Consider the following 20,586-nt stretch of genomic DNA (forward strand, 5'->3'; position numbering starts at 1 on the left):
AAAAAAATAACACCGTGAAAACTAGGATACAAACTGCCTTTTCAGGAAAAGTTGAAGCAATCGGACTTCCGATTCTGGCTTTATTTTGGGTTAGCTTTTTTTGGGGCACAACCTGGTTGGCGTCAAAAGAAGGAGTAAAACATATGCCGGCTTTGCAATTAGCAACAATTCGTCAGTTTTTGGGCGGAATCATGTACGTTGGTTATTTTATAATTAAAAAAGAACCTTGGCCAAAAGGCAAACAATGGAGCACAATTCTGATTTTGGCAATTTTGAATTTTTGCTGTAGTAATGGTTTAAGTACTTGGGGCGTAAAATATATCAGCAGCGGATTGGGCGCTATAATTGGTGCTATTTTCCCAATCTGGATTGTTATCATTTGCTTTTTTAAAGGCGAACGTATTGCAAAATTAGCGGTTACGGGACTTTTAATCTGCTTTGGCGGAATCTGTATAATTTTTGCGGATCATCTTGGTGATTTCCTGCGACCTGATTTTCAATTTGGAATTTTCTTGTCTGTTGCTTCAACTATAACATGGGCTTTCGGAATTTTGCATACGAAGAAAAAAGCAGCGAGTTTCAATCCGTATTTTAGTTTAGGATTGCAAATGTTACTTTCGAGTTTTATCCTTTTTGGAATTACAGAAACTGCGGGAATGAATATCTCATTATCCGAAATTCCGTTAACTTCTTGGTGGGCAATTGGATATCTGGTAATCATTGGTTCTATCCTGACTTTCGTCGCTTTTATTTATACTTTGCAACATCTTCCAACGGAAGTCAGTAGTATTTATGCTTACATGAATCCGATTGTTGCTATTATTCTAGCCTTTTTTATTTTTGGAGAACCGCTTACTCAATCAATCGTTATTGGAGTTGCGGTAACTTTAATGGGATTATATCTGGTGAATAAATCTATTCGAAAATCTAAACTGAAGTGATTGCACGCGGATGACACGGATTCGCTATTGCGAAAACACGGATTTGCACTGATTTTTTATTGTATTACTTTAATAAATTGGCGATTTACTTTGTGGGTCTTCGACTTCGCTCAGACTGACAATAGAAACATTAAAAAACTTTGCGTCTCTGCGTCTTTGCGAGATTAAAAGAAAGGTTTAAAAAAGAAAATCCGTTTTTAATCCGTGTTTTCGCAATAGCGAATCCGTGTCATCCGCCTACCAATTCGCAATCCAATCGTAAGAAAGCGATTTAAAATCACATCCAAATTTTGTTAAAAAGCTTTATAATTAAGGCTTTTAAAAACCTCTTTTCGTATTTTTGCGCCAAATTGCATTTATGAAATCCCTTCTATATAAATACCGAAAATTCTTTATTGTTTTAATTGTATTTTCTGCTGTAACAATTTCCTTATTTTATTCGGCTTTAAAGCCACAAAAAACATTACCAATTTATAATCCAGCCGATGTAAATCCTGAATTAGTAGATAGTACAATACAATACAAAAGCAAATACCATACAATTGCCGATTTTAAGTTTGTCAACCAAAATGGTGATACGATTACTCAGAAAAACTATGAAGGAAAGATTTATGTAGCTGATTTTTTCTTTACGACTTGTGGATCAATTTGTCCAAAAATGTCAACCAATCTTGAAGAAGTTCAAAAAGCAATTTTAAACAATCCGAAGGTAATGTTGCTTTCTCATACTGTTTTTCCAGAGGTTGACAGTATTCCGGTTCTTAAAGCATATGCCATAAAACATCATGTTGTAGACAGCAAATGGAATTTGGTCACTGGCGATAAAAAAGAGATTTATACAATGGCCAGAAAATCTTATCTGGCGGTAAAATTAGGTCGACCTGATCAATTGTATGATATGGTTCATACCGAGAATTTTGTTTTAGTAGATCAAAAAAGACGTGTTCGTGGTTTTTACGACGGAACAAATAAAGAAGAAATTAAACGTCTTATAGAAGACATCAATTTCTTGTGTCAAGAGTAAAATCCCTTATTTTTAGAAAGATTTAGCATTTACAAAAGTGTTAAATGCCTTGCAATAAAGAATAATTGTCTATTTTTGTAATCTAAATTCAATCTAAATAAGCTTGCAAAATACAATCCATACCCTCAAAAAAGGCGAGAAAGCCATTATCAAAGATTTTGATATCGATTTGATTCCTTTAAAACTATTAGAGATGGGTTGTTTGCCGGGCAACTTAGTCCAATTACTTCAAATTGCTCCTTTTGGAGATCCATTATATTTAGATATTAATGGCTCGCATGTCGCCATTCGTGTTGAAACTGCTCGTGAAATTGAAGTTGAACTTATCAAAACCAATTTGTAATGAGCATTCAAAATATCAATGTTGCCCTTATCGGAAATCCAAATACTGGAAAAACTTCTGTTTTTAATCAACTTACAGGATTAAATCAACAAGTGGGGAATTATCCCGGAATTACTGTTGAGAAAAAAATGGGGTTCTGCAAATTACCTCACAATATCAAAGCTAACATTCTGGATTTACCTGGAACTTACAGCTTGAATGCCAGTTCTATGGACGAAAGTGTTGTAATCGAGCTTTTGCTGAATAAAAACGACAAATTATATCCTGATGTTGCAGTTGTGGTTACAGATGTTGAAAATCTTAAACGAAATCTACTAATTTACACTCAAATAAAAGATCTTGAAATTCCAACGATTTTAGTCATTAATATGTCTGATAGAATGGAAAGTAAAGGAATTACGCTTGATATTCCATTTTTGGAAGAAAAACTAAAAACTAAAATTGCTTTAGTCAGTTCTCGTAAAGGTTTAGGAATTGATCATTTGAAGGAATTAATTGTCTCATACAAAACTATTCCGCATGAACCATGTTTGAATGCTTCAGTTATTGACGCTCAATATTTTGAAAAATTACAACATGCTTTTCCAAATCAATTATTGTACAAATTATGGTTGGTTATTACGCAAGATGTGAATTTTTCGAATTTAGATCGAAATGAAATCAGAAGCACTTTTACCAAATCACATTCTGAATTAAAACGCTTACAGCAAAAAGAAACTATAAAACGTTATCAATTTATAAATGATGTTCTAAAACAAGGTTTACAAGTTGATGAAACAATGGCAAAAGACATCAGAGCCAAGCTTGATCGTGTTTTGACGCACAAAGTTTGGGGTTATGTAATTTTCTTAGCCATCTTATTTTTAATTTTCCAATCGATTTTTAGCTGGTCAACTATCCCAATGGATTTTATTGACAGCACTTTTGCTTCTTTAAGCAGTTGGACCGCTCAGGAATTACCAACCGGAATTCTAACGGATTTACTTTCGCAAGGAATTATTCCGGGAATTGGCGGGGTTATTATATTTATTCCACAAATTGCCTTCTTGTTTCTGTTTATATCTATTCTTGAAGAAAGTGGTTATATGAGTCGTGTTGTCTTTTTGATGGATAAAATCATGCGCAAGTTTGGTCTTTCCGGAAAAAGCGTTGTGCCTTTAATTTCAGGAACTGCATGTGCAATTCCGGCAATTATGGCAACAAGAAATATCGAAAACTGGAAAGAACGTTTAATCACGATTTTGGTTACTCCGTTTACAACATGTTCTGCAAGATTACCGGTTTATACGATTATTATCTCTTTGGTAATACCGGATGAACGCCTTTTCGGAATATTAAATATGCAAGGATTAGCATTGATGTTATTGTATCTTTTAGGTTTTGGAACTGCAATTCTATCTGCTTATATCTTAAACAAAATATTAAAAATCAGCGCCAAAACATATTTCGTTGTTGAAATGCCAAGTTATAAACTTCCTCTTTTCAAGAATGTTGGAATTAATGTGGTCGAAAAAACGAAAGCGTTTGTTGTTGGAGCTGGTAAAATTATCTTGGCAATATCAGTTATTCTTTGGTTCCTGGCTTCATTTGGTCCGGGAGAAAACTTTAATGAAGCAGAATCTATCGTAAAAGAAAGATTTGTAGACAAACCTCTAACCCAATTAGAATTCGAAAATGAAGTTGCTTCTCAAAAACTGGAAAACTCTTATATCGGAATCATGGGAAGAGTAATCGAACCTGCGATTGCGCCATTAGGTTACGACTGGAAAATTGGAATCGCAATTATAAGTTCGTTTGCTGCACGTGAGGTTTTTGTGGGAACTCTTGCTACAATCTACAGCGTTGGAAACAGTGATAATGAAGCGACTATAAAAAGCAAAATGCAGGAAGAGATAAATCCGCAAACGGGTAAAAAGATCTTTAATTTTGCATCAGGGATTTCATTACTTCTTTTCTATGCTTTTGCAATGCAATGTGCGAGTACGCTTGCGATTACCAAAAAAGAAACCAACTCTTGGAAATGGCCGGCAATGCAACTTGTTCTTATGAGCGGACTTGCCTATTTTGTTGCGCTTATTACCTATCAACTTTTAAAATAAACAATCATGGTACAAGAAATTATTGCCTTTGCTATATTATTTATTGCCGTTGGATTTTTAATCAAAAAGTTCTTCTGGAAATCTAAAAAGAAGAAAGATTGCGGCGATGGAAATTGCGGGTGTTCGTAGAAAGAAAGGTTCTTTCATAGAGGAAGGTTCTGAGATACTGAGATTCTAAGGGACTAAGATTTTCTCTTTTCTTTCTAAATGGAATAAATTCCATTATTGAGCACGAAGAAATTTTCAAAAAAATCAATTTAAAATATGACCAATTTTATTTATTATATATTCTTTATATCCTTAAATCTGTTTATATTTTTAATTCTTTCTAAAAGATTTCTTTTAAATCGATACGTTAATTTAAGTATTGCAATATTCTTTATAATTCTTTATTTAACACACCAATTAAACTCTTTTGCAAATCAAATAAATTCATCAGATTTTCGCAAAATATGCTTCTTCAGTTTCACTCTAATATTCTGGTTCTACTTAAATTCCCTTTTTTTAAAACAAATAGAAACTAAAAAAGATTCTCTCAATTATTTCAATAAATGGATATATGTCTTTGTGAAAAGGCGATTTTTAATTTATCTCATTTTTATAATGACGACAATAACTCAAATAGATTGGGTTTCCCGCATAAACTAACAACCTGCAGATTCTAAGTTAACTAAGGTTTTGGCGTTTTGCTTTTATTAAATGGAATAAATTCCATTATTGTTATCATACTTTTTCAACGGATTAATCCCGAAGATTCGGGACGTTGCTACAAAATAAATTGTTCCTGCGGAATTTTAAACTTCAGTGAAACATAAAAAAAGGACGGATAAAAATCCGTCCTTTTTTTATGTAAATGAAATTGTAATTCAGTGCTTTTAAAATATAAATTCTAGTGTAGTGTAGAATGTTCTGGTGTCTGATGGAATAATTCCCGGACCAGGATAACCTGTTGCACGTCTTGTAAAATATTTGTTATCTGTGAAATTGGTAACTCCGGCTTCTAATTTCCAGTTTTTCCATTTGTATGATGATGAAAAATCAGCAACATAATACGTTGGGATTTTACCCGAAATTCCATTACTTATCGAGCTTGTACTCACATCCTGATTGGTTGCATCGGTAAATTGCGATGTAACATACGTAAGCTGAATACTCGACATGAAGTTTTTGTAACCAATTCCCGTTCCGGTTTTAATATTGAAAAGCGGAACAAATTCTACTTTATTTCCTTTAACACCAAAAGCTTGAGATTTTAAATAATCAGAATCGGTAATGGCAACATTCGAAAATACATTCCAGATTAAATCAGTGTTTGCTTCAAAAAAAGTTTTGCTCAAACTCCAATCAATCATCGTTTCAAAACCGTATGTAATGGCGGTTCCAATATTGTCTCTCATCATAGTTGGAACTCCGGCTGCACTTTTGGTCCAGTAATCTCCAATTTTATCATTGTAATACAAAGCATAAATACTCGAATCAAACCTAATTTTATCGTTTATCTGACCTCGAATCCCAATATCTGAGGTGAAACCTCTTTCATCGGTAATATCGTCTGAAATCGAATAACTAGAATAAACGGTTCTAAGATCACTAAAAGTTACAGAACGGTAGTTTTGCGAAATGTTTCCGTAGAACTCAATTCCGCTTTTTGGTTTGTAACTTAAACCAACTCCAAACAAGAAGAAATCACGTTTTCTAACATTATCTTCGGGAACTGTTTCGTCTAAAATAACATTTCCGGCGCCATCAAAATTGATTTTTCTATAGCTTCCAATCGCTTGCGTTTTTATATTTTCATATCTAAATCCTGGCGTAATCGAGAATTTAGACGATACTTTAAAAATGTTTTCTCCAAAAAGAGAAATATTCAAATTCGGATATTTGTAATCGGATTGAGTTGGATATTGTGGAAATTCGGCTGTAGCCAAATTAAAATTAGCATCACTTCCTGAACTTCCCGGACCTTGAATTCCTGTGTTTTGTGCCTGATAATATTTAGCTCCAATCAGGAAAGCATTCGAGTTTCCGTTGATTGTATACTTTTTCAAATAACGAGCTTCTGCTCCCCAATTGACAAAATCTCCCAAAATCAAATCGCGCGCTCCACCCGGATCTGCTAATTCAACACGATTTGGTCTAAATCCAACTGTTTTTCGACTTGCATCTAAACCAAATAATTGCAAAGAGAAATCGGCGTCATTATCAAAATGATGTTTGAAACGCAACGCAAATAAATTCCAATTTACAGCAAACCAATTTCGGGTTCTGTTACTTTGCGTAGGATCTTGCTCAAACATCTGATCTGTTAATCCGCCTGCTTGCTGCGCAACATAATCAAAATGGGTATAATCAAAATGAACAGATGTTTTTTCGGTAAACTGATAATTCAAATTGGCAAAGTAGTTTTTACTGTGAAAACCGGAATTCGGACGGAAACCATCTCCTCGCTTATAATTGAAAAAAGTGTAATAACTAAACTTTCCTTTTGTACCGCTTAAACTCGTAAAATTGGTATACAAACCATATGAACCAACCGTATTTCGTTCTACAAGTTCGATTGGTTTTGTACTTGGACTTTTGATTTTAAAATTAATCAAACCTCCAAACTGAGTTCCATATTGTAAAGAAGCTGCTCCACGAACAATCTGAATTTCGTCCAGAGATTCCGTTGGAGTTGCGTAATAACTTTCGGGGTAACCCAAAACATCGGCGCTAATATCGTAACCGTTTTGGCGTGTGTTAAAATTGGCGCTTCGGTTTGGATCAAGACCACGACCGCCAATACTCAATTGCAAACCTCCATCTGAACTTTCGTTAATGGTTAATCCCACAACTTGCGCATAAATCTGACGCGGATTGTTTGCTGCTTTATTTGCCGTAAGCTTATCAACCTTAACAACTTCGGTTTTTTTACCGGCATAAATCGCCGTTTCTTCAATGTCTTTTAATTTATTAAGTGCAAAAACTTTATCTCTTTCATTCTTAACTACAACTTCGGATAAATTGGTAATCTTGTTTAAAGTAATTACCAAACCTGAACTTGGAGCCGAGATTTCTTGTTCTAAAACTGAGAAATCATCTTTATAGAAAACGAAAGTATAAGTTCCTGATTTAGAAACCACAATATCAAAACTTCCTTCTTTGTTGGTGGTGGTTTTACTTCCGTTTGATTTATTATAAACCTCAACATAGGATAATTTCTCGCCGGATTCTCCCACCAAAACTCCAGAAATATGAGTTTGAGAAATGGCATTTAATGAAAAAAGTAAAAATATAATTAAGCTAAAATCCTTTAATTTCATCATTGAAAGGTAAAATCCAGGTTTTGTGATCGAATGATTCATTTTCTTTTGCGAGGTTAATGTTTTGGTCTATATAAAGTTTGCTCAATCGTCCGTTGAGTGCGACGTAGCTTTCTACGTGAACTTCAGGATCGTTAAAGCCTTGTTTCTGATAATAATCATGTAAAAAATGGGCATATTCTAAAATAAAATCGGGCTGAAACGACATTTGTTTTTCCTGAAAAGCCGTCAGGAAATTTCCATTGTTTACTCTAATCTGATTTTTAGTTTTGCTATCTGTTACTGTAAATTGTGTATAACCCGCTTTTTCCATAAGCATTACGCGCCATGAAAAACGAAAACCTTCTTCAGTCCAGAATAATTCTCCGGGATATAATAAATAACGAAATGGAAATGTTAACTGCAAAATCAGAAAACAAGCTAAAATCGCCAATTTTGCTTTATATAATCCTGTAAATTCTATTACTTTTTCTTTTCCGTTTTCGAATACATTCAAACTAAAACGAAAAAGTCCGGCGATATAATTGAGGCATTTTTTATGAAAATCACTTTCAAAAAACAGCAATGAACTTACGATCATTACATATGGAAAAACGCCAATTGGGAATAAAATTTTGGTCAATACATGAAAAACAACAACCAAAATAAAGGCAAATGTTCTCGTTCGTTTGTAAAGTAATAGAAATGGAATACTTAAATCGTAAATCATTCCGCTCCAGCTAAAGGCAAAATGAATCCAATTTTCATTTAGGAAACCACCAATTATTGGCAAGCTATGATTTGTTGGAAGCCAAATTTTTAATGGCATTGCTTTCAAAAGCCAATCGGAATTTAGCTTTGCCAAACCTGCATAAAAGTATACGATTCCTAAAAGCAGTTTTAAAATATCAGTCGTCCAACGTGGAATTTTTTGATAGGCAATTTTAGGATTTCGATACGCATCAATCGAAAAATAAGCATTCGCAGGTAGAAAAATCAGCACAAAACTTATGATCGAAATAAAGTAATAATGGTTAAGATAAGTCGTCTTATCCATTAGTTCAATATATGTAAAACTAAGGAAGAATAACGTTGTTGCAACTTTGTAGCGATAACCAACTGCAACGGCAATTGATGAAAGCATTGCTACCACAAAAAGCAGGTAAGTGGGCGTCCCGAAAGGCTTTACCCATTCGAAACCATAATAGGTAAAATGGAAAACTGGCTCGATATAAAACTTTTCTACCCAGTTGTAACTCAAAAAACGAATCAAACTGAGGCTCATCATAAAACCAAACGCCAGCCTAAAAAAAGCTAGCGTTGCGGCATGAGTATTCGTTTCTAAATATTTTGTAATGCTATTTTTCATTATTAATCGCCATCACCATCTACATAATCAATTGTTATGTTAAGCGCTTGCATCATATCAAGTTTTGTGTAGGCTACATTTTTTTGCAAAACATTATAAGCATTAATAACTTTAGAATTGTCTGTATTAATCTGATCGGCAAGGCTTGCATTCAAATTATTGTTTACTGCAAATACCGCAGTATATTGTGTATTGATTATTTCGCTTAATTTCTTTCCGTCACGAACGGCATTTACAAAGTCTAAATAGGTTTTTAAACTTTCTCCTGTTGTTGTCGAATTAAAATGTTTTCCGTTAAAGAAATCCTGTGAAGCTTTTATCGAAATGTTTAGCAATTCTGTAGAAGCATTTCCTTTGTACAAAGCTTCTGTTTTCTCCGGAAATTTAACTCCATTTGAAGATAAACCTGCCGGAATACCCAATTTTAGAGTACGAATATCTTTCTCTAAATTCTTAACAAAATTATTGGTTGTAACATTTACCGCACCACTTACAGAAGTTCCTGTGTTAGCAATATAAGCTGCTCTGTAACCACCCTTCCAGTCTGTAACCACTGCATCAATTGTGGTTTTAAGTTTTCCGGTTACATCAACTAAATATTTTTTATAGTTTGATGCTTTTGCATTTGTAGTATAAAAAGTTACGATTGTTGCATCATCGGCGCCTAAACCATTTAGCAAATAGTCCAATGCAGGAAAACCTTGTTTGGCATATTGCGCTTGAAGACTTAGATTGTAAGTTCCTGAAGTGATGTTATCTTCAATACCTGTTGTACTTGTTGGAAACGTATTTGCAATTTCTTTCAGATTAATATCTAAGGCTTTTCCAAAACCGTAAATCGCAACATATTGATAGGCTTTATAAGCTTCATACCAACTTGTTCTCAAAGTTTGTAATGTCGTTGTCGTAGGTGTAGCTGTAAAATTTGCCGCGTCTGTTGACAATATTGCCAATTTTGCCTGATAATTTTCGTAACTCGGAATGATGATATTGTCCGCCCAATTGGTTAAAAGAACTCCACGATCATAATTTTTTCCGCCTGAATTATCTCCGCCACTATCTCCTGATGAACAAGCGATTACAGTTCCTATCAAAGCTAAAAGGAAAATTATTTTTTTCATTTTGATATAAATTTTGACAAAAATACAAAAGCGGATTTAACTTAAGCATATTTATTCTAAATAAAATTTGGGGGAATGTAAGAAATAGTTACTTTTGCTTGAATTTAATCATTCTAAATAAACCGAAATATGAAAAACCTATATCCAAAAGTAGCTTTTGCGTTGTTTGCAGGACTTACTTTTTTTGCTTGTAGTAGTAACGACAACAATGATTCTAACAAAGTTGCTACAAAAAAACAAGTTATCGAAAACTATTCGAACATCGCTTACGCAAACTACAAACAAGCTTATGATGATGCTGTACTTTTAGAAACAGCTATTAAGACTTTTACAACAACTCCTACTGATGCAAATTTCACGGCTGCAAAAAATGCCTGGAAAGTTTCAAGAGAAAGTTACGGAACTACTGAAGCGTTTCGTTTTGCAAACGGACCAATTGATGGAGACGAAAGTGGACCTGAAGGGCTTTTGAATTCTTGGCCATTAGACGAGAACTTTATTGATTATGTTGATGGAAATGCAAATGCAGGAATTATCAATGATTTAGTTGAATTTCCAGTGATTAGTAAAGATCTTTTACAAGCTTTAAACGAAGATGGTGGTGAAAAAAACATTAGTGTTGGATATCACGCAATTGAGTTTTTATTATGGGGACAAGATTTAACTGCTCCATCTGCAAAACTTCCTGGTCAAAGAAAATTTACAGATTATGTAACTGGTGCATCCGGAACTGCTAAAAATCAAGGCAGAAGAGCTGATTACTTAAAAGCTTGTGCTGATTTATTGACTGATAATTTAGATTATTTAGTACAACAATGGAAATCTGGCGGAACTTACAGAACTAAATTTTTGGCTTTGCCAGAAAATGACGCAATCAAAAATATTTACTTAGGAATTACAACTCTTGTTACTGCTGAATTGCCAATTGAGCGTATGGAAGTTGCTTTAGAAAATGCTGATCAGGAAGACGAACATTCTTGTTTTAGTGATAATACACACAGAGATATTGCTTTGAACTTACAAGGAGTTATCAATGTTTACCAAGGAAAATACGGAAATGTTGAAGGACCATCTTTAGAAGATTTAGTAAAACAAACTGATGCTGCAACTTATGATGAAACGTTAGCTTCATTGAATTCTTCTACTACAAAAGTAGCTGCAATATTAATTCCATTTGATTTGGCTATTTCTGGCGGACCTGATTCTCCAGAAGGTGCAAAAGTGAAAACTGCTGTTCAGCAATTACAAAATTTTGGTGCAACTTTATTAAAAGGAGCTGCTAAAATAGGTGTGATCGTAAACGGTTAAGCAAATACTAAGAAAAAAATTAAAACAAAAAGTGTTCCTTTGCGGGAGCACTTTTTTAGCATAATACCATGAAGAATTTTACCACTTATTTTCTTGTTATTCTGAGTCTTAACTTTTATAGTTGTAGCAATAATGATGACAATTATACTCCGCTAACGGCCGAAGATCGCGAACAGTTTTCAGGAGGAGATGCTACCGTTTTTAATGTTAGCGAAGAAGCATTTGGATTTTCTATAGCGTCTTTGAATTTGGACGAGCAAACAGATTTTGGAGTAGGAAATTCTTTTTTCAGGCAAAGTTGGATTTCTGCGCCTTCTTCAACAACTGCACGAGATGGTTTAGGTCCATTTTTTAATGCTATTTCGTGTGCAAGCTGCCACTTTAAAGATGGTAGAGGAAGACCGCCGGCATTTGACGGCGAATTAGGGAAAGGTTTGCTTTTGCGCTTTTCTTTAAACGGACAAGATGCAAACGGACTTGCTTTTCCTGATCCTATTTATGGCGGACAATTACAAGATAATGCGATTCTGGGACAAACTCCGGAAGGGCAATTTAAAATAAGTTACCAGCAAATTTCAGAAACTCTGGCTGACGGAACTGTTGTCTCTTTACAAAAACCAACTTATACGGTTACTAATTTAGGTTACGGACCATTGGCAAACGTTCAGGTTTCACCTCGTGTTGCAAATCAAATTATTGGATTAGGTTTACTGGAAGCAATTCCTGAAGCGACTATTCTTGGTTTTGCCGATGAAAATGATTCTAATAAAGATGGCGTTTCAGGAAGACCAAATTATGTTCATGATTTTGCAACGAATACAACACAAATGGGACGTTTTGGATGGAAAGCCAATCAGCCAAATGTACGTCAGCAAGTTGCGGGCGCTTTATCTGGTGATATGGGAATTACTTCTACTTTATTTCCGAATGAAAGTGGTCCTTTTGGAGTTGATTTAACAACAATTCCGAATGGAGGAACTCCGGAAATTTCGGAAATTAACCTTAACAGAATGGCTTTGTATTCACAAACATTGGCTGTTCCGGCTCGTAGAAACTATACAGATCAGAATGTTCTTAAAGGTAAAAAGACTTTTGAAACAATTCAATGTACAGCGTGTCATATTCCAAAGATTCAAACGGGAAATACGCATTCTATAACATCACTTCGCAATCAAACGATTCGTCCTTATACCGATTTATTATTACACGATATGGGAGAAGGTTTATCTGACAATGCAACTGATTTTAAAGCAACCGGATCTGAGTGGAGAACACAGCCTTTATGGGGAATTGGTTTGATACAAATGGTAAACAAACACACGAATCTATTGCACGACGGAAGAGCAAGAAATGTCGAAGAAGCAATTTTATGGCACGGCGGCGAAGCTCAAAATGCAAAAGATAAATACAAGAAACTGTCAAAAGCAGATCGTGATGACTTATTAGCGTTTATTAATTCGCTTTAATTTTAGACTGACTTAGATTATTTAGACTTGCTTAGATTGTTAGAATCTATTTTATACTAAGATTTTAAAATAATAAATCAACTCTTAAATATTTAAAAACAAAAACGGCTTCAAATCATGAAGCCGTTTTTGTTTAGTTTTTAGTCGCAGCAATCATAAAAGTCTCAGTTCAATTATTAATTCTTACATATCCCGTAGGGATTACATATTGGTAAAAAGAACAAAAACACGTTTTTATTGTCCCGTTAGGGACTATACCTTTCTTTTAAATTTGTCTTGTACCTAACGGGACAAATGATCAGAAAACTTAAAATATTACTACCAACATACAATCTCTAAGGGATAAAGTACCAATCTATCTCAAATTAAAAGAAAACTAAAACCTTACTTCACTCCTTCCCACTCTAAGTAGAACTGAGCAAGAAATGATTCCATGAAGCGATGTCTTTCTGCAGCGATTTGTTTTCCGGTTTCAGTGTTCATTTTATCTTTTAAGAGTAAAAGCTTTTCGTAAAAATGATTTATCGTTGGCGCGTTATTCTTTTTGTATTCTTCTTTTGTCATATTGGTTATTGGAGCAATTTCAGGGTTGTGTAAGGCACGATTTTTAAATCCGCCATAATTGAACGCTCTTGCCACTCCAATCGCTCCTATTGCGTCTAAACGATCCGCATCCTGAACGATATCTAATTCTACAGAAGAAAACTTCTTTTCGAAATTTCCGCCCTTATAAGAGATGTTTTCGATGATATTTACGACATGCTGAATAATATCCTCAGAAACTTGCTGTGATTCTAAAAAAAAACGTGCTGTTTTTGGTCCGATAGTTTCATCTCCGTTATGAAATTTACTGTCGGCAATATCATGAAGCAAAGCACCTAATTGCACAACAACCAAATCACATTCTGTTCCTTTTGCGATTAAAAGAGCGTTTTTATAAACTCGTTCGATATGAAACCAATCGTGTCCGCCTTCGGCATCGTTTAGTTTTTCTTTTACAAAGACAATTGTTTTGTTTATTAATTCGGTATAATTCATATTAGTGTTTTTGAATTTAGAAATAGCACGCAGATGACACGGATTTAAGCGGATTAACGCTGATTATCTTTTAATCTGTTCTTTGTAAAATCCCTTTTAAATAAAAATGTTGATTGCCAAAGTTTTGAAACTTCAACAATCAACAATATTTTCAATATTAATTTTGACTCTGAAATCAGTTTCAGAACAATCTAAAATTATTTACAATCTTGCAGGTTCAACCCATTTAAAGATGTGTGATTCTTGCGGAATTACTAATCTTTCTGAGATTCTAGCCATACGAGCCGGTAATTTCATTAAATAATCACGTGCTTTTTCTGCTTCATCTGTTAGGTTAGTAATTTTATCAACTTCCCATTTATCTATTAATTTTTGCATGATATCAACATAATCATTTGCCGTGTAAACACCAATACGTTGTGCAGAATCAGAAAATTGTTCGAAAGCTGAACTGATCTTTTGACCAGATTCTCTTAAGAAATGTGCCGGCATAACGATTTTTTGTTTCATCATGTATTGAAACGCCAACATCATTTCGCTTGGATCAACTGCAAAAATACGCGTAACAAATTCGCTGTAAGCGTGGTGATGACGCATTTCGTCACCAGCAATCATTTTACACATTTTAGACAACTTGTTATCACCAAATTTCTTAGCCATTTGAGCTACTCTATTGTGCGAAACATAAGTTGCTAATTCCTGAAAACTAGTATATACAAAGTTTTTGTATGGGTCAGATCCAGTTCCAATATCAAAACCGTCGTTGATTAAGTGCTGTGTTGTCATTTCGATTTCACGCATGTTCACACGACCGGACAAATACAAGTATTTATTAAGCAAATCTCCGTGACGGTTTTCTTCTCCGGTCCATTGTCTGATCCATTTTGACCAACCGTTTCCACCATTTTCGACTTGATTTATTCCTTCTACATCCATCAACCACGATTCGTAAGTTGGCAAAGCTTCCTCAGTGATAGTATCACCAACAAGCGTTACCCAGAAATCGTATGGTAATTCTTTAGCAATTTCACGCAACTCTTTTACCTCCTCAAAGAAGTTATCTCCTTCAGAATTAGGTAAAAAGTCTGACGGCTGCCAAATTTTTTCCACTGGAATTAAATACTGTTCTACGAAGCTATCCACGTTTTTTTCCAAAAACTGCATTACTTCTAATCTAATGTTTTTTATAGACATTACTTATTTAAGATTGGGATTTTCATTTCAGATTATTTCTGAATCAAAAATCTATTTATACTCGTTTACTCCTTCTACAACCGCCTTTTCTGTCAATCTCATTAACTCGGCAAAATCATAATCTTTTACCGCCATTGCTTCGTGAACGGTAAAGGTAAGATGATTTCCTAAGCTTACCGGGAAAAGACCGTATTTTACCATTTTCCATGAATTATTAATACTCACAGGTACAACATATGCCGAAGGTGCATATTTGCATAGGATTTTTAAACCACTTTGAGCAAATTCTTTAGGTTTTCCTGTTTTACTTCTTGTTCCTTCAGGAAAAATAACAGCAGATCTTGTGTTTTTTTCGATATATTCAGACAAGCCTTTGATTACAGGAATCGCTTGTTTAGGGTCTTTTCGGTCAATTAGTACAGATCCTCCGTGACGTAAATTATACGATACACTTGGAATTCCTTTTCCTAACTCCTTCTTACTTACAAATTTACAATGAAAACGTCTAAAGTACCAAATCATTGTTATAATATCGTACATGCTTTGATGATTTGAAACGAAAATTATCGGAACTCCGGTTGGAATTGACTCTCTATTTTCGATTTTATAAGTTGTTCCCACAAGATTTGTACATCTTAGAAGGCAAAAATTTAAATAATCGACACTTTTTTTGTGAGCCTGATAACCAAAAACATTTAGGCAAAACCATTGTATTGGATGAAATACCAATAAAACCGAACTAAAAAACAAATAGTAAATTACGGATATGGGATACGAAATTATTTTTTGCATGCTTTAAAAATTAAAGGCCAAAAGTAATAAATAAATTTTTAGCGGTATAAAAATTGAAAACAATAACCGTTTTTCTTGTTTAATTGTACCTTTGCCCTTGAAATTGCAAATCTTTTCTGAATTAAATGAACTTCACTTACCCTAAAAATGAACGCCTAAAGAGCAAGACGACAATTGGTTTACTGTTTTCTGAAGGAAAATCGGTATCTAAATATCCTTTGCGTCTGGTTTACCGTCAAGCGGAAGTTAATCAGGAAGAAAAAATCAAAATTGGCGTTTCTGTATCTAAAAAATACTTCAAAAAAGCGGTTGATCGCAATTATTTCAAACGTGTTTTGAGAGAAACCTATCGTTTAAATAAACATTTGCTTTTGGACAACATTCAGGAATCTTATTCGTTAATGTTTTTCTATCAAACCAAAGACAGATTATCTTACGAAGAAATCAATACCAAAACGATTCAGTTGTTTGAGAAATTCTTATCTCAGGTGAATAAAACTCCTGATTCTGAAAATAAAACAGAGTTGTAAATTTCCAAAAGCAACTTATTTAATCAAATTATACGAAGAATTACAAAAAAATTGTAGTTTTAGACTTAATTTGAAATATTTATGCGACAAATTTTCTTTATATTTCTAGCTGCTCTTACTTTCATAAGTTGCGAAAAACGCTCCGAAGACGTTGCTGTTGCAGATATGTCAATTTCTGCTGTAAAGCTTCCGGCACGAAGCGAATCAGCTCAAGATAAAAACACTGTAATTTCACAAAAAATAATCAAAGAAGCTTTCCTGAAATTTGAAACAAACGATTTAGAGGAAACTTACAATCAAATTAAAACTGCGATTTCGGCCAATAAAGCAAGTATTCAAAATGATTCTCAGGAAAAAGATTATGGTACAATCACCAGAAGATTAACGATAAGAATTCCGAGTCAGAATTTTGATGCTTTTCTGGAATCTATATCCAAAGGCGTTTCTTATTTTGACGAAAAAAACATTTCGGCACAAAATGTTACAGAAGAATATATTGACTTAACATCAAGATTACAGACAAAACGCAAACTCGAAGCACGTTACATCGAAATATTACAGAAAGCATCTAAAGTAAGTGAGATTCTGGAAATTGAAAAACAGATTTCGGCGATTAGAGAAGAAATTGAAGCAAAAGAAGGTCAACTTAAATATTTAGAAAGCAGAGTTTCTGAAAGTACGGTTTCAATTGAATTCTATAAAACCATTGCTCAAAAAGAAGGTGTAAAAATATCTTATGGCTCAAAAATTTGGAATGCAATTCAATCCGGATTTTTTAGTTTATCAGATTTTTTGCTGTCTCTTGTTAGTGTTTGGCCGTTTATTATCTTATTTTGCGTACTTGCCTATTTTATTAGAAAAAGATTTAAAAGAAAAAAAATATAATCATGTATCCTTATTTCAAAAAGAAGTTCATTATTCCAACCGTTGCAGCTGGATTTTTATTTATTGGAACCAGTTTCAAAGATGATTTCTTTGAGATCGCGAAACAAATAGAAATATTCACAACATTATTCAAAGCGGTCAACACCAATTATGTCGACGAAACAAATCCGGGTGATTTGATGGATAAGGCGATTAAAAGTATGTTGGGAAGTTTAGATCCGTATACGGTTTACTTTAATGAGCAAGATGTTGTAAACTTCAAGATTAATAATACTGGCGAATACACCGGAATTGGTGCTATGATCGCCAGAAAGAAAGATCGTTTAATTGTTCGTGAACCTTATAAAAATTATCCTGCTGACAAAGCCGGACTTAAAGCGGGTGATGAAATTATTCAGATTGGTGATGTTTTGATTGCCGATTTTAAAGATGATGCTTCGCAATTATTGAAGGGAACAAAAAACACAAAAATTAGCATAAAATATATTCGTCAGGGCAAAACTTTCACGACAGAATTGGTTTTGGACGAAGTTGATATTAAATCTGTTCCTTTCTATGGAAAAATAGATGAGAAAACGGGTTATATCGTTTTGGCACACTTTAGCCGAAAGGCATCAAATGAAGTAAAAGATGCGCTTGAGAAATTAAAAGCTGATGGAGCAACTCAAATCGTTCTTGATTTAAGAGGAAATCCGGGTGGTTTACTAAACGAAGCTATTGATATCTGTAATTTATTTGTTCCGAAAAATGAGGTTATTGTAACAACAAAATCAAGAATCGAGAAACATAATAATACTTATAAAACGACTAAAGAACCTGTAGATACTGAAATTCCGTTGGCTATTTTGGTGAATGGACGAAGTGCATCTGCATCAGAAATTGTTTCTGGAGCTTTGCAGGATTTAGATCGCGCTGTGATTTTAGGAAGTCGTAGTTTTGGAAAAGGTCTTGTGCAGCGTTCTGTTGATTTGACTTACGGAACTCAGCTTAAAGTAACAATTTCTCGTTATTACACGCCTTCAGGACGTTGTATTCAGGCTTTGGATTATGCGCACAAAGACAAAAATGGTGTGGCTCAAAAAACTGATGCCAAAAATTTCAATGCTTTTAAAACCAGAAAAGGAAGAACGGTTTATGATGGCGGTGGTGTTTTGCCGGATATCGAATTGGATGAAACTAAAATGAGCCCAATTACAACTGCATTGCTTAAAAACGACGGTATTTTTGACTATGCGACTTCTTATTATTACAAAAATCCTAATTTGGGAGACAAGATTCCAACGGTTACAGATGCTGATTATACGAGCTTTAAACAATATCTAAAAACAAACAAAATCACGTTTGATACCGAAACTGAAGTAGCTTTGAAAAATACTTTGGCTGCAGCCAAAACAGAAAAGATAGACGAAACAATTGCGCCGGAATATCAGCAATTATTGAACGCTCTTGAAAAAAGCGAAACAACTTTATTAGACAAAAATCAAAAAGAAATTAGAAACCTGATTCAGGAAGAACTTATAAAAAGATACCAATATCAGGAAGGTTTATATCAATATTACATTAAAAACAATTCAGAAATTAAAAAAGCAGTGAGCGTTTTAAATAATCAAACTGAGTATAAGACGATTTTAAAAATGTAAAAAAATAATGAAGATTTGTAGAGCCCTATTTCTGTTTATTATTTACAATTTATCGGCGCAGCAAAAACCCATCGAAACTATCTATTTTGATTTCGACAAGTATGATCTTACGGATCAGCAAACCGAAGTTGTAACTAATTTTATTAAAACTATTGACACCTCAAAAGTGGAGTCAATACAGATATATGGCTATTGTGATGATCGCGGTAATGACGAATATAATTTTCGTTTATCCAACAATCGCGTTAATACTATTCAGGAATTATTAATTTCAAAAGGCTTTAATCAAAGCAGAATCGTAATTCTGGAAGGAAAAGGACGTGTTGTTGTTCGACCTGATACTGTCGAAAATCTTCATGAAACAAGATCAAAAAACCGTCGTGTAGATTTGATCGTTGTAAAACGAAACAGTTTTGGAAAAGGGATTTATAACTCTCTTAGAAGTGATTTGAAGGTTGGCGACAAAATCTATCTTGAAAATATCTTATTTGATTTTGGAAGCGCAAAACTTACCGCTACTTCTAAAAAGGAATTAAATAAAATTGCCGAAAAACTTCTTCAGAAAAAAAGTTATCAATTTGAAATAAGAGGACACGTTTGCTGTACTCCTGAAATTTATAGTGACGCAATTGACAAAGATACTAAGGAAAGAAGACTTTCCTGGAACCGCGCAAAAGCCGTTTTTTATTATTTAATTTCCAAAAAAATCTCCAAAAGCCGAATGACTTATTTGGGTTGCGGCAATAAATATCCGCTAAAAAAAGGTGATGCCTTAGATCGCCGTGTTGAGTTTGTGATTACAAAAGTTTAGTTACTTGCCAATACTTTTGCTTAAAGTTTTACTCTAACAATATCTAGTAAATGGTTATTTTTAAGATTGTTATAATAAAAATGTAAATTGATCGCTTTTTATTATTGCAACATAATAGCATTAATTTTCAAATAGTAATCATTAAAAATATTGAACCTATTACTTATTTAAAAGTGGGTTCTTCAGGTCGTTCCGATACTGAATTATCAGATTCGAGAATTTCTTTTCCTTCCAAAAACTTGTTAATTACTACATCATTTATTGTATAAGGTTTTCCGATCCATCTTACAATTCCTTTATTGTCGATTAGAACAGTTTTAGGCAAAACGATTTCACCTTTATTATCGGCCACAAAATCATTAAAGGCTTTTCTCGTTTGATCACTTACTACAATTGAATTAAACTTTACCCTTTCTAATGTCTTTTTAGTTTTTTCAGGCGATTCATCTGTAATAGAAACAAAAACAAGATCTTTTCTGTCCTTGAATCGCTCTTGAGTTTTATTGAGATTTGGAACTTCTTCTAAACAAGTTTGGCACCAAGTCGCCCAAAACTCCAACAAAATATATTTATTTTCCAGGCTTTTATCATTCGGAGTATTCTGAAGATAATCAGTGATATTTACTTTTGGCGCTTTTTCACCAACTTTTAATTTGTTTTGACTAAAAGTGTGTTGCGACACAATTAAAACTAAAAGGATCAGAAGAATGTTTTTCATAGATGTTTTTTTTATCTAAAATAAAC

18 protein-coding genes are annotated in these 20,586 nt (G+C 33.8%); 11 read left to right on the forward strand and 7 right to left on the reverse strand.

What is annotated here, in order from left to right:
* The first annotated feature begins 14 nt into the window (after positions 1 to 14).
* The 5 genes from WN975_RS19045 to WN975_RS19065 all read left to right on the forward strand — a co-directional run bounded on the left by WN975_RS19045 (position 15) and on the right by WN975_RS19065 (position 4,536).
* Positions 15 to 941, forward strand: a complete 927-nt coding sequence (locus tag WN975_RS19045; protein ID WP_337967872.1) for an EamA family transporter — start codon at positions 15 to 17, stop codon at positions 939 to 941.
* Between the two features lie 358 nt (positions 942 to 1,299).
* Entirely contained in the window at positions 1,300 to 1,965 is a 666-nt protein-coding gene (locus WN975_RS19050; RefSeq protein ID WP_099710061.1) for an SCO family protein, read from the forward strand.
* 103 nt (positions 1,966 to 2,068) lie between these two features.
* Positions 2,069 to 2,308 (forward strand): FeoA family protein, encoded by a 240-nt coding sequence (locus tag WN975_RS19055; RefSeq protein WP_099710062.1) that lies wholly within the window; start codon positions 2,069 to 2,071, stop codon positions 2,306 to 2,308.
* On the forward strand, positions 2,308 to 4,407 hold the full coding sequence (gene feoB / locus WN975_RS19060; RefSeq protein WP_337967873.1) for a ferrous iron transport protein B: 2,100 nt from the start codon (positions 2,308 to 2,310) through the stop codon (positions 4,405 to 4,407). The genes WN975_RS19055 and feoB overlap by 1 nt, the downstream gene beginning before the upstream one ends.
* A 6-nt stretch (positions 4,408 to 4,413) precedes the next feature.
* On the forward strand, positions 4,414 to 4,536 hold the full coding sequence (locus tag WN975_RS19065; RefSeq protein ID WP_338140824.1) for a FeoB-associated Cys-rich membrane protein: 123 nt from the start codon (positions 4,414 to 4,416) through the stop codon (positions 4,534 to 4,536).
* A gap of 746 nt (positions 4,537 to 5,282) precedes the next feature.
* On the opposite strand, the gene WN975_RS19070 is transcribed toward WN975_RS19065, so the two are convergent.
* The 3 genes from WN975_RS19070 to WN975_RS19080 are packed head-to-tail and all read right to left on the reverse strand — an operon-like array spanning position 5,283 to position 10,178.
* Positions 5,283 to 7,709: a TonB-dependent receptor gene (locus tag WN975_RS19070; RefSeq protein ID WP_337969007.1), complete on the reverse strand. Its 2,427-nt coding sequence runs from the start codon at positions 7,707 to 7,709 to the stop codon at positions 5,283 to 5,285.
* Positions 7,690 to 9,057, reverse strand: a complete 1,368-nt coding sequence (locus tag WN975_RS19075) for an HTTM domain-containing protein (protein ID WP_337967874.1) — start codon at positions 9,055 to 9,057, stop codon at positions 7,690 to 7,692. The genes WN975_RS19070 and WN975_RS19075 overlap by 20 nt, the downstream gene beginning before the upstream one ends.
* Positions 9,058 to 9,059: 2 nt before the next feature.
* The gene (locus WN975_RS19080; protein WP_337967875.1) at positions 9,060 to 10,178 is read right to left on the reverse strand and encodes an imelysin family protein; all 1,119 of its coding nucleotides are present in this window, start codon (positions 10,176 to 10,178) and stop codon (positions 9,060 to 9,062) included.
* A gap of 129 nt (positions 10,179 to 10,307) precedes the next feature.
* Here WN975_RS19080 and WN975_RS19085 point away from each other — a divergent pair, with 129 nt between their 5' ends.
* Both WN975_RS19085 and WN975_RS19090 read left to right on the forward strand, forming a co-directional pair.
* Positions 10,308 to 11,486: an imelysin family protein gene (locus WN975_RS19085; protein WP_337967876.1), complete on the forward strand. Its 1,179-nt coding sequence runs from the start codon at positions 10,308 to 10,310 to the stop codon at positions 11,484 to 11,486.
* A gap of 68 nt (positions 11,487 to 11,554) precedes the next feature.
* Positions 11,555 to 12,952, forward strand: a complete 1,398-nt coding sequence (locus WN975_RS19090; protein WP_337967877.1) for a di-heme oxidoredictase family protein — start codon at positions 11,555 to 11,557, stop codon at positions 12,950 to 12,952.
* A gap of 384 nt (positions 12,953 to 13,336) precedes the next feature.
* Here the strand turns inward: WN975_RS19090 and WN975_RS19095 are convergent, their stop codons facing one another.
* From WN975_RS19095 to WN975_RS19105, 3 genes are all read right to left on the reverse strand, one after another.
* Positions 13,337 to 13,990, reverse strand: coding sequence for an HD domain-containing protein (locus tag WN975_RS19095; protein WP_337967878.1), 654 nt, complete (start codon positions 13,988 to 13,990; stop codon positions 13,337 to 13,339).
* A gap of 201 nt (positions 13,991 to 14,191) precedes the next feature.
* Complete coding sequence (locus WN975_RS19100; protein WP_337967879.1) at positions 14,192 to 15,184, reverse strand: acyl-ACP desaturase; 993 nt, start codon at positions 15,182 to 15,184, stop codon at positions 14,192 to 14,194.
* Positions 15,185 to 15,235: 51 nt separating this feature from the next.
* Complete coding sequence (locus WN975_RS19105; protein WP_337967880.1) at positions 15,236 to 15,976, reverse strand: lysophospholipid acyltransferase family protein; 741 nt, start codon at positions 15,974 to 15,976, stop codon at positions 15,236 to 15,238.
* 125 nt (positions 15,977 to 16,101) lie between these two features.
* Here WN975_RS19105 and rnpA point away from each other — a divergent pair, with 125 nt between their 5' ends.
* The 4 genes from rnpA to WN975_RS19125 all read left to right on the forward strand — a co-directional run bounded on the left by rnpA (position 16,102) and on the right by WN975_RS19125 (position 19,842).
* Positions 16,102 to 16,506 carry a ribonuclease P protein component gene (rnpA, locus tag WN975_RS19110; RefSeq protein WP_337967881.1) on the forward strand — a complete coding sequence of 135 codons (405 nt, stop codon included), beginning with the start codon at positions 16,102 to 16,104 and terminating at the stop codon, positions 16,504 to 16,506.
* Between the two features lie 81 nt (positions 16,507 to 16,587).
* A complete protein-coding gene (locus WN975_RS19115) occupies positions 16,588 to 17,391 on the forward strand; it encodes a DUF4349 domain-containing protein (RefSeq protein WP_337967882.1) in 804 nt (267 codons plus the stop codon).
* Positions 17,392 to 17,393: 2 nt separating this feature from the next.
* Positions 17,394 to 19,031, forward strand: a complete 1,638-nt coding sequence (locus WN975_RS19120) for a S41 family peptidase (RefSeq protein WP_337967883.1) — start codon at positions 17,394 to 17,396, stop codon at positions 19,029 to 19,031.
* Positions 19,032 to 19,038: 7 nt separating this feature from the next.
* Positions 19,039 to 19,842: an OmpA family protein gene (locus tag WN975_RS19125; protein ID WP_337967884.1), complete on the forward strand. Its 804-nt coding sequence runs from the start codon at positions 19,039 to 19,041 to the stop codon at positions 19,840 to 19,842.
* A 163-nt stretch (positions 19,843 to 20,005) separates the two neighbouring features.
* On the opposite strand, the gene WN975_RS19130 is transcribed toward WN975_RS19125, so the two are convergent.
* A complete protein-coding gene (locus tag WN975_RS19130) occupies positions 20,006 to 20,560 on the reverse strand; it encodes a TlpA disulfide reductase family protein (protein WP_337967885.1) in 555 nt (184 codons plus the stop codon).
* Positions 20,561 to 20,586 lie beyond the last annotated feature (26 nt).

The sequence above is a fragment of the uncultured Flavobacterium sp. genome, assembly GCF_951805225.1.
Taxonomy (GTDB): Bacteria; Bacteroidota; Bacteroidia; order Flavobacteriales; family Flavobacteriaceae; genus Flavobacterium.

Bases quoted from the DNA above. Each gene is read 5' to 3' on its own strand.
- WN975_RS19120 (WP_337967883.1), top strand. From the start codon at position 17,394: ATGTATCCTTATTTCAAAAAGAAGTTCATTATTCCAACCGTTGCAGCT.
- WN975_RS19095 (WP_337967878.1), bottom strand. From the start codon at position 13,990: ATGAATTATACCGAATTAATAAACAAAACAATTGTCTTTGTAAAAGAA.
- WN975_RS19115 (WP_337967882.1), top strand. From the start codon at position 16,588: ATGCGACAAATTTTCTTTATATTTCTAGCTGCTCTTACTTTCATAAGT.
- WN975_RS19080 (WP_337967875.1), bottom strand. From the start codon at position 10,178: ATGAAAAAAATAATTTTCCTTTTAGCTTTGATAGGAACTGTAATCGCT.
- feoB (WP_337967873.1), top strand. From the start codon at position 2,308: ATGAGCATTCAAAATATCAATGTTGCCCTTATCGGAAATCCAAATACT.
- WN975_RS19125 (WP_337967884.1), top strand. From the start codon at position 19,039: ATGAAGATTTGTAGAGCCCTATTTCTGTTTATTATTTACAATTTATCG.
- WN975_RS19090 (WP_337967877.1), top strand. From the start codon at position 11,555: ATGAAGAATTTTACCACTTATTTTCTTGTTATTCTGAGTCTTAACTTT.
- WN975_RS19085 (WP_337967876.1), top strand. From the start codon at position 10,308: ATGAAAAACCTATATCCAAAAGTAGCTTTTGCGTTGTTTGCAGGACTT.
- WN975_RS19130 (WP_337967885.1), bottom strand. From the start codon at position 20,560: ATGAAAAACATTCTTCTGATCCTTTTAGTTTTAATTGTGTCGCAACAC.
- WN975_RS19105 (WP_337967880.1), bottom strand. From the start codon at position 15,976: ATGCAAAAAATAATTTCGTATCCCATATCCGTAATTTACTATTTGTTT.
- WN975_RS19070 (WP_337969007.1), bottom strand. From the start codon at position 7,709: ATGAAATTAAAGGATTTTAGCTTAATTATATTTTTACTTTTTTCATTA.
- rnpA (WP_337967881.1), top strand. From the start codon at position 16,102: ATGAACTTCACTTACCCTAAAAATGAACGCCTAAAGAGCAAGACGACA.
- WN975_RS19075 (WP_337967874.1), bottom strand. From the start codon at position 9,057: ATGAAAAATAGCATTACAAAATATTTAGAAACGAATACTCATGCCGCA.
- WN975_RS19050 (WP_099710061.1), top strand. From the start codon at position 1,300: ATGAAATCCCTTCTATATAAATACCGAAAATTCTTTATTGTTTTAATT.
- WN975_RS19100 (WP_337967879.1), bottom strand. From the start codon at position 15,184: ATGTCTATAAAAAACATTAGATTAGAAGTAATGCAGTTTTTGGAAAAA.
- WN975_RS19065 (WP_338140824.1), top strand. From the start codon at position 4,414: ATGGTACAAGAAATTATTGCCTTTGCTATATTATTTATTGCCGTTGGA.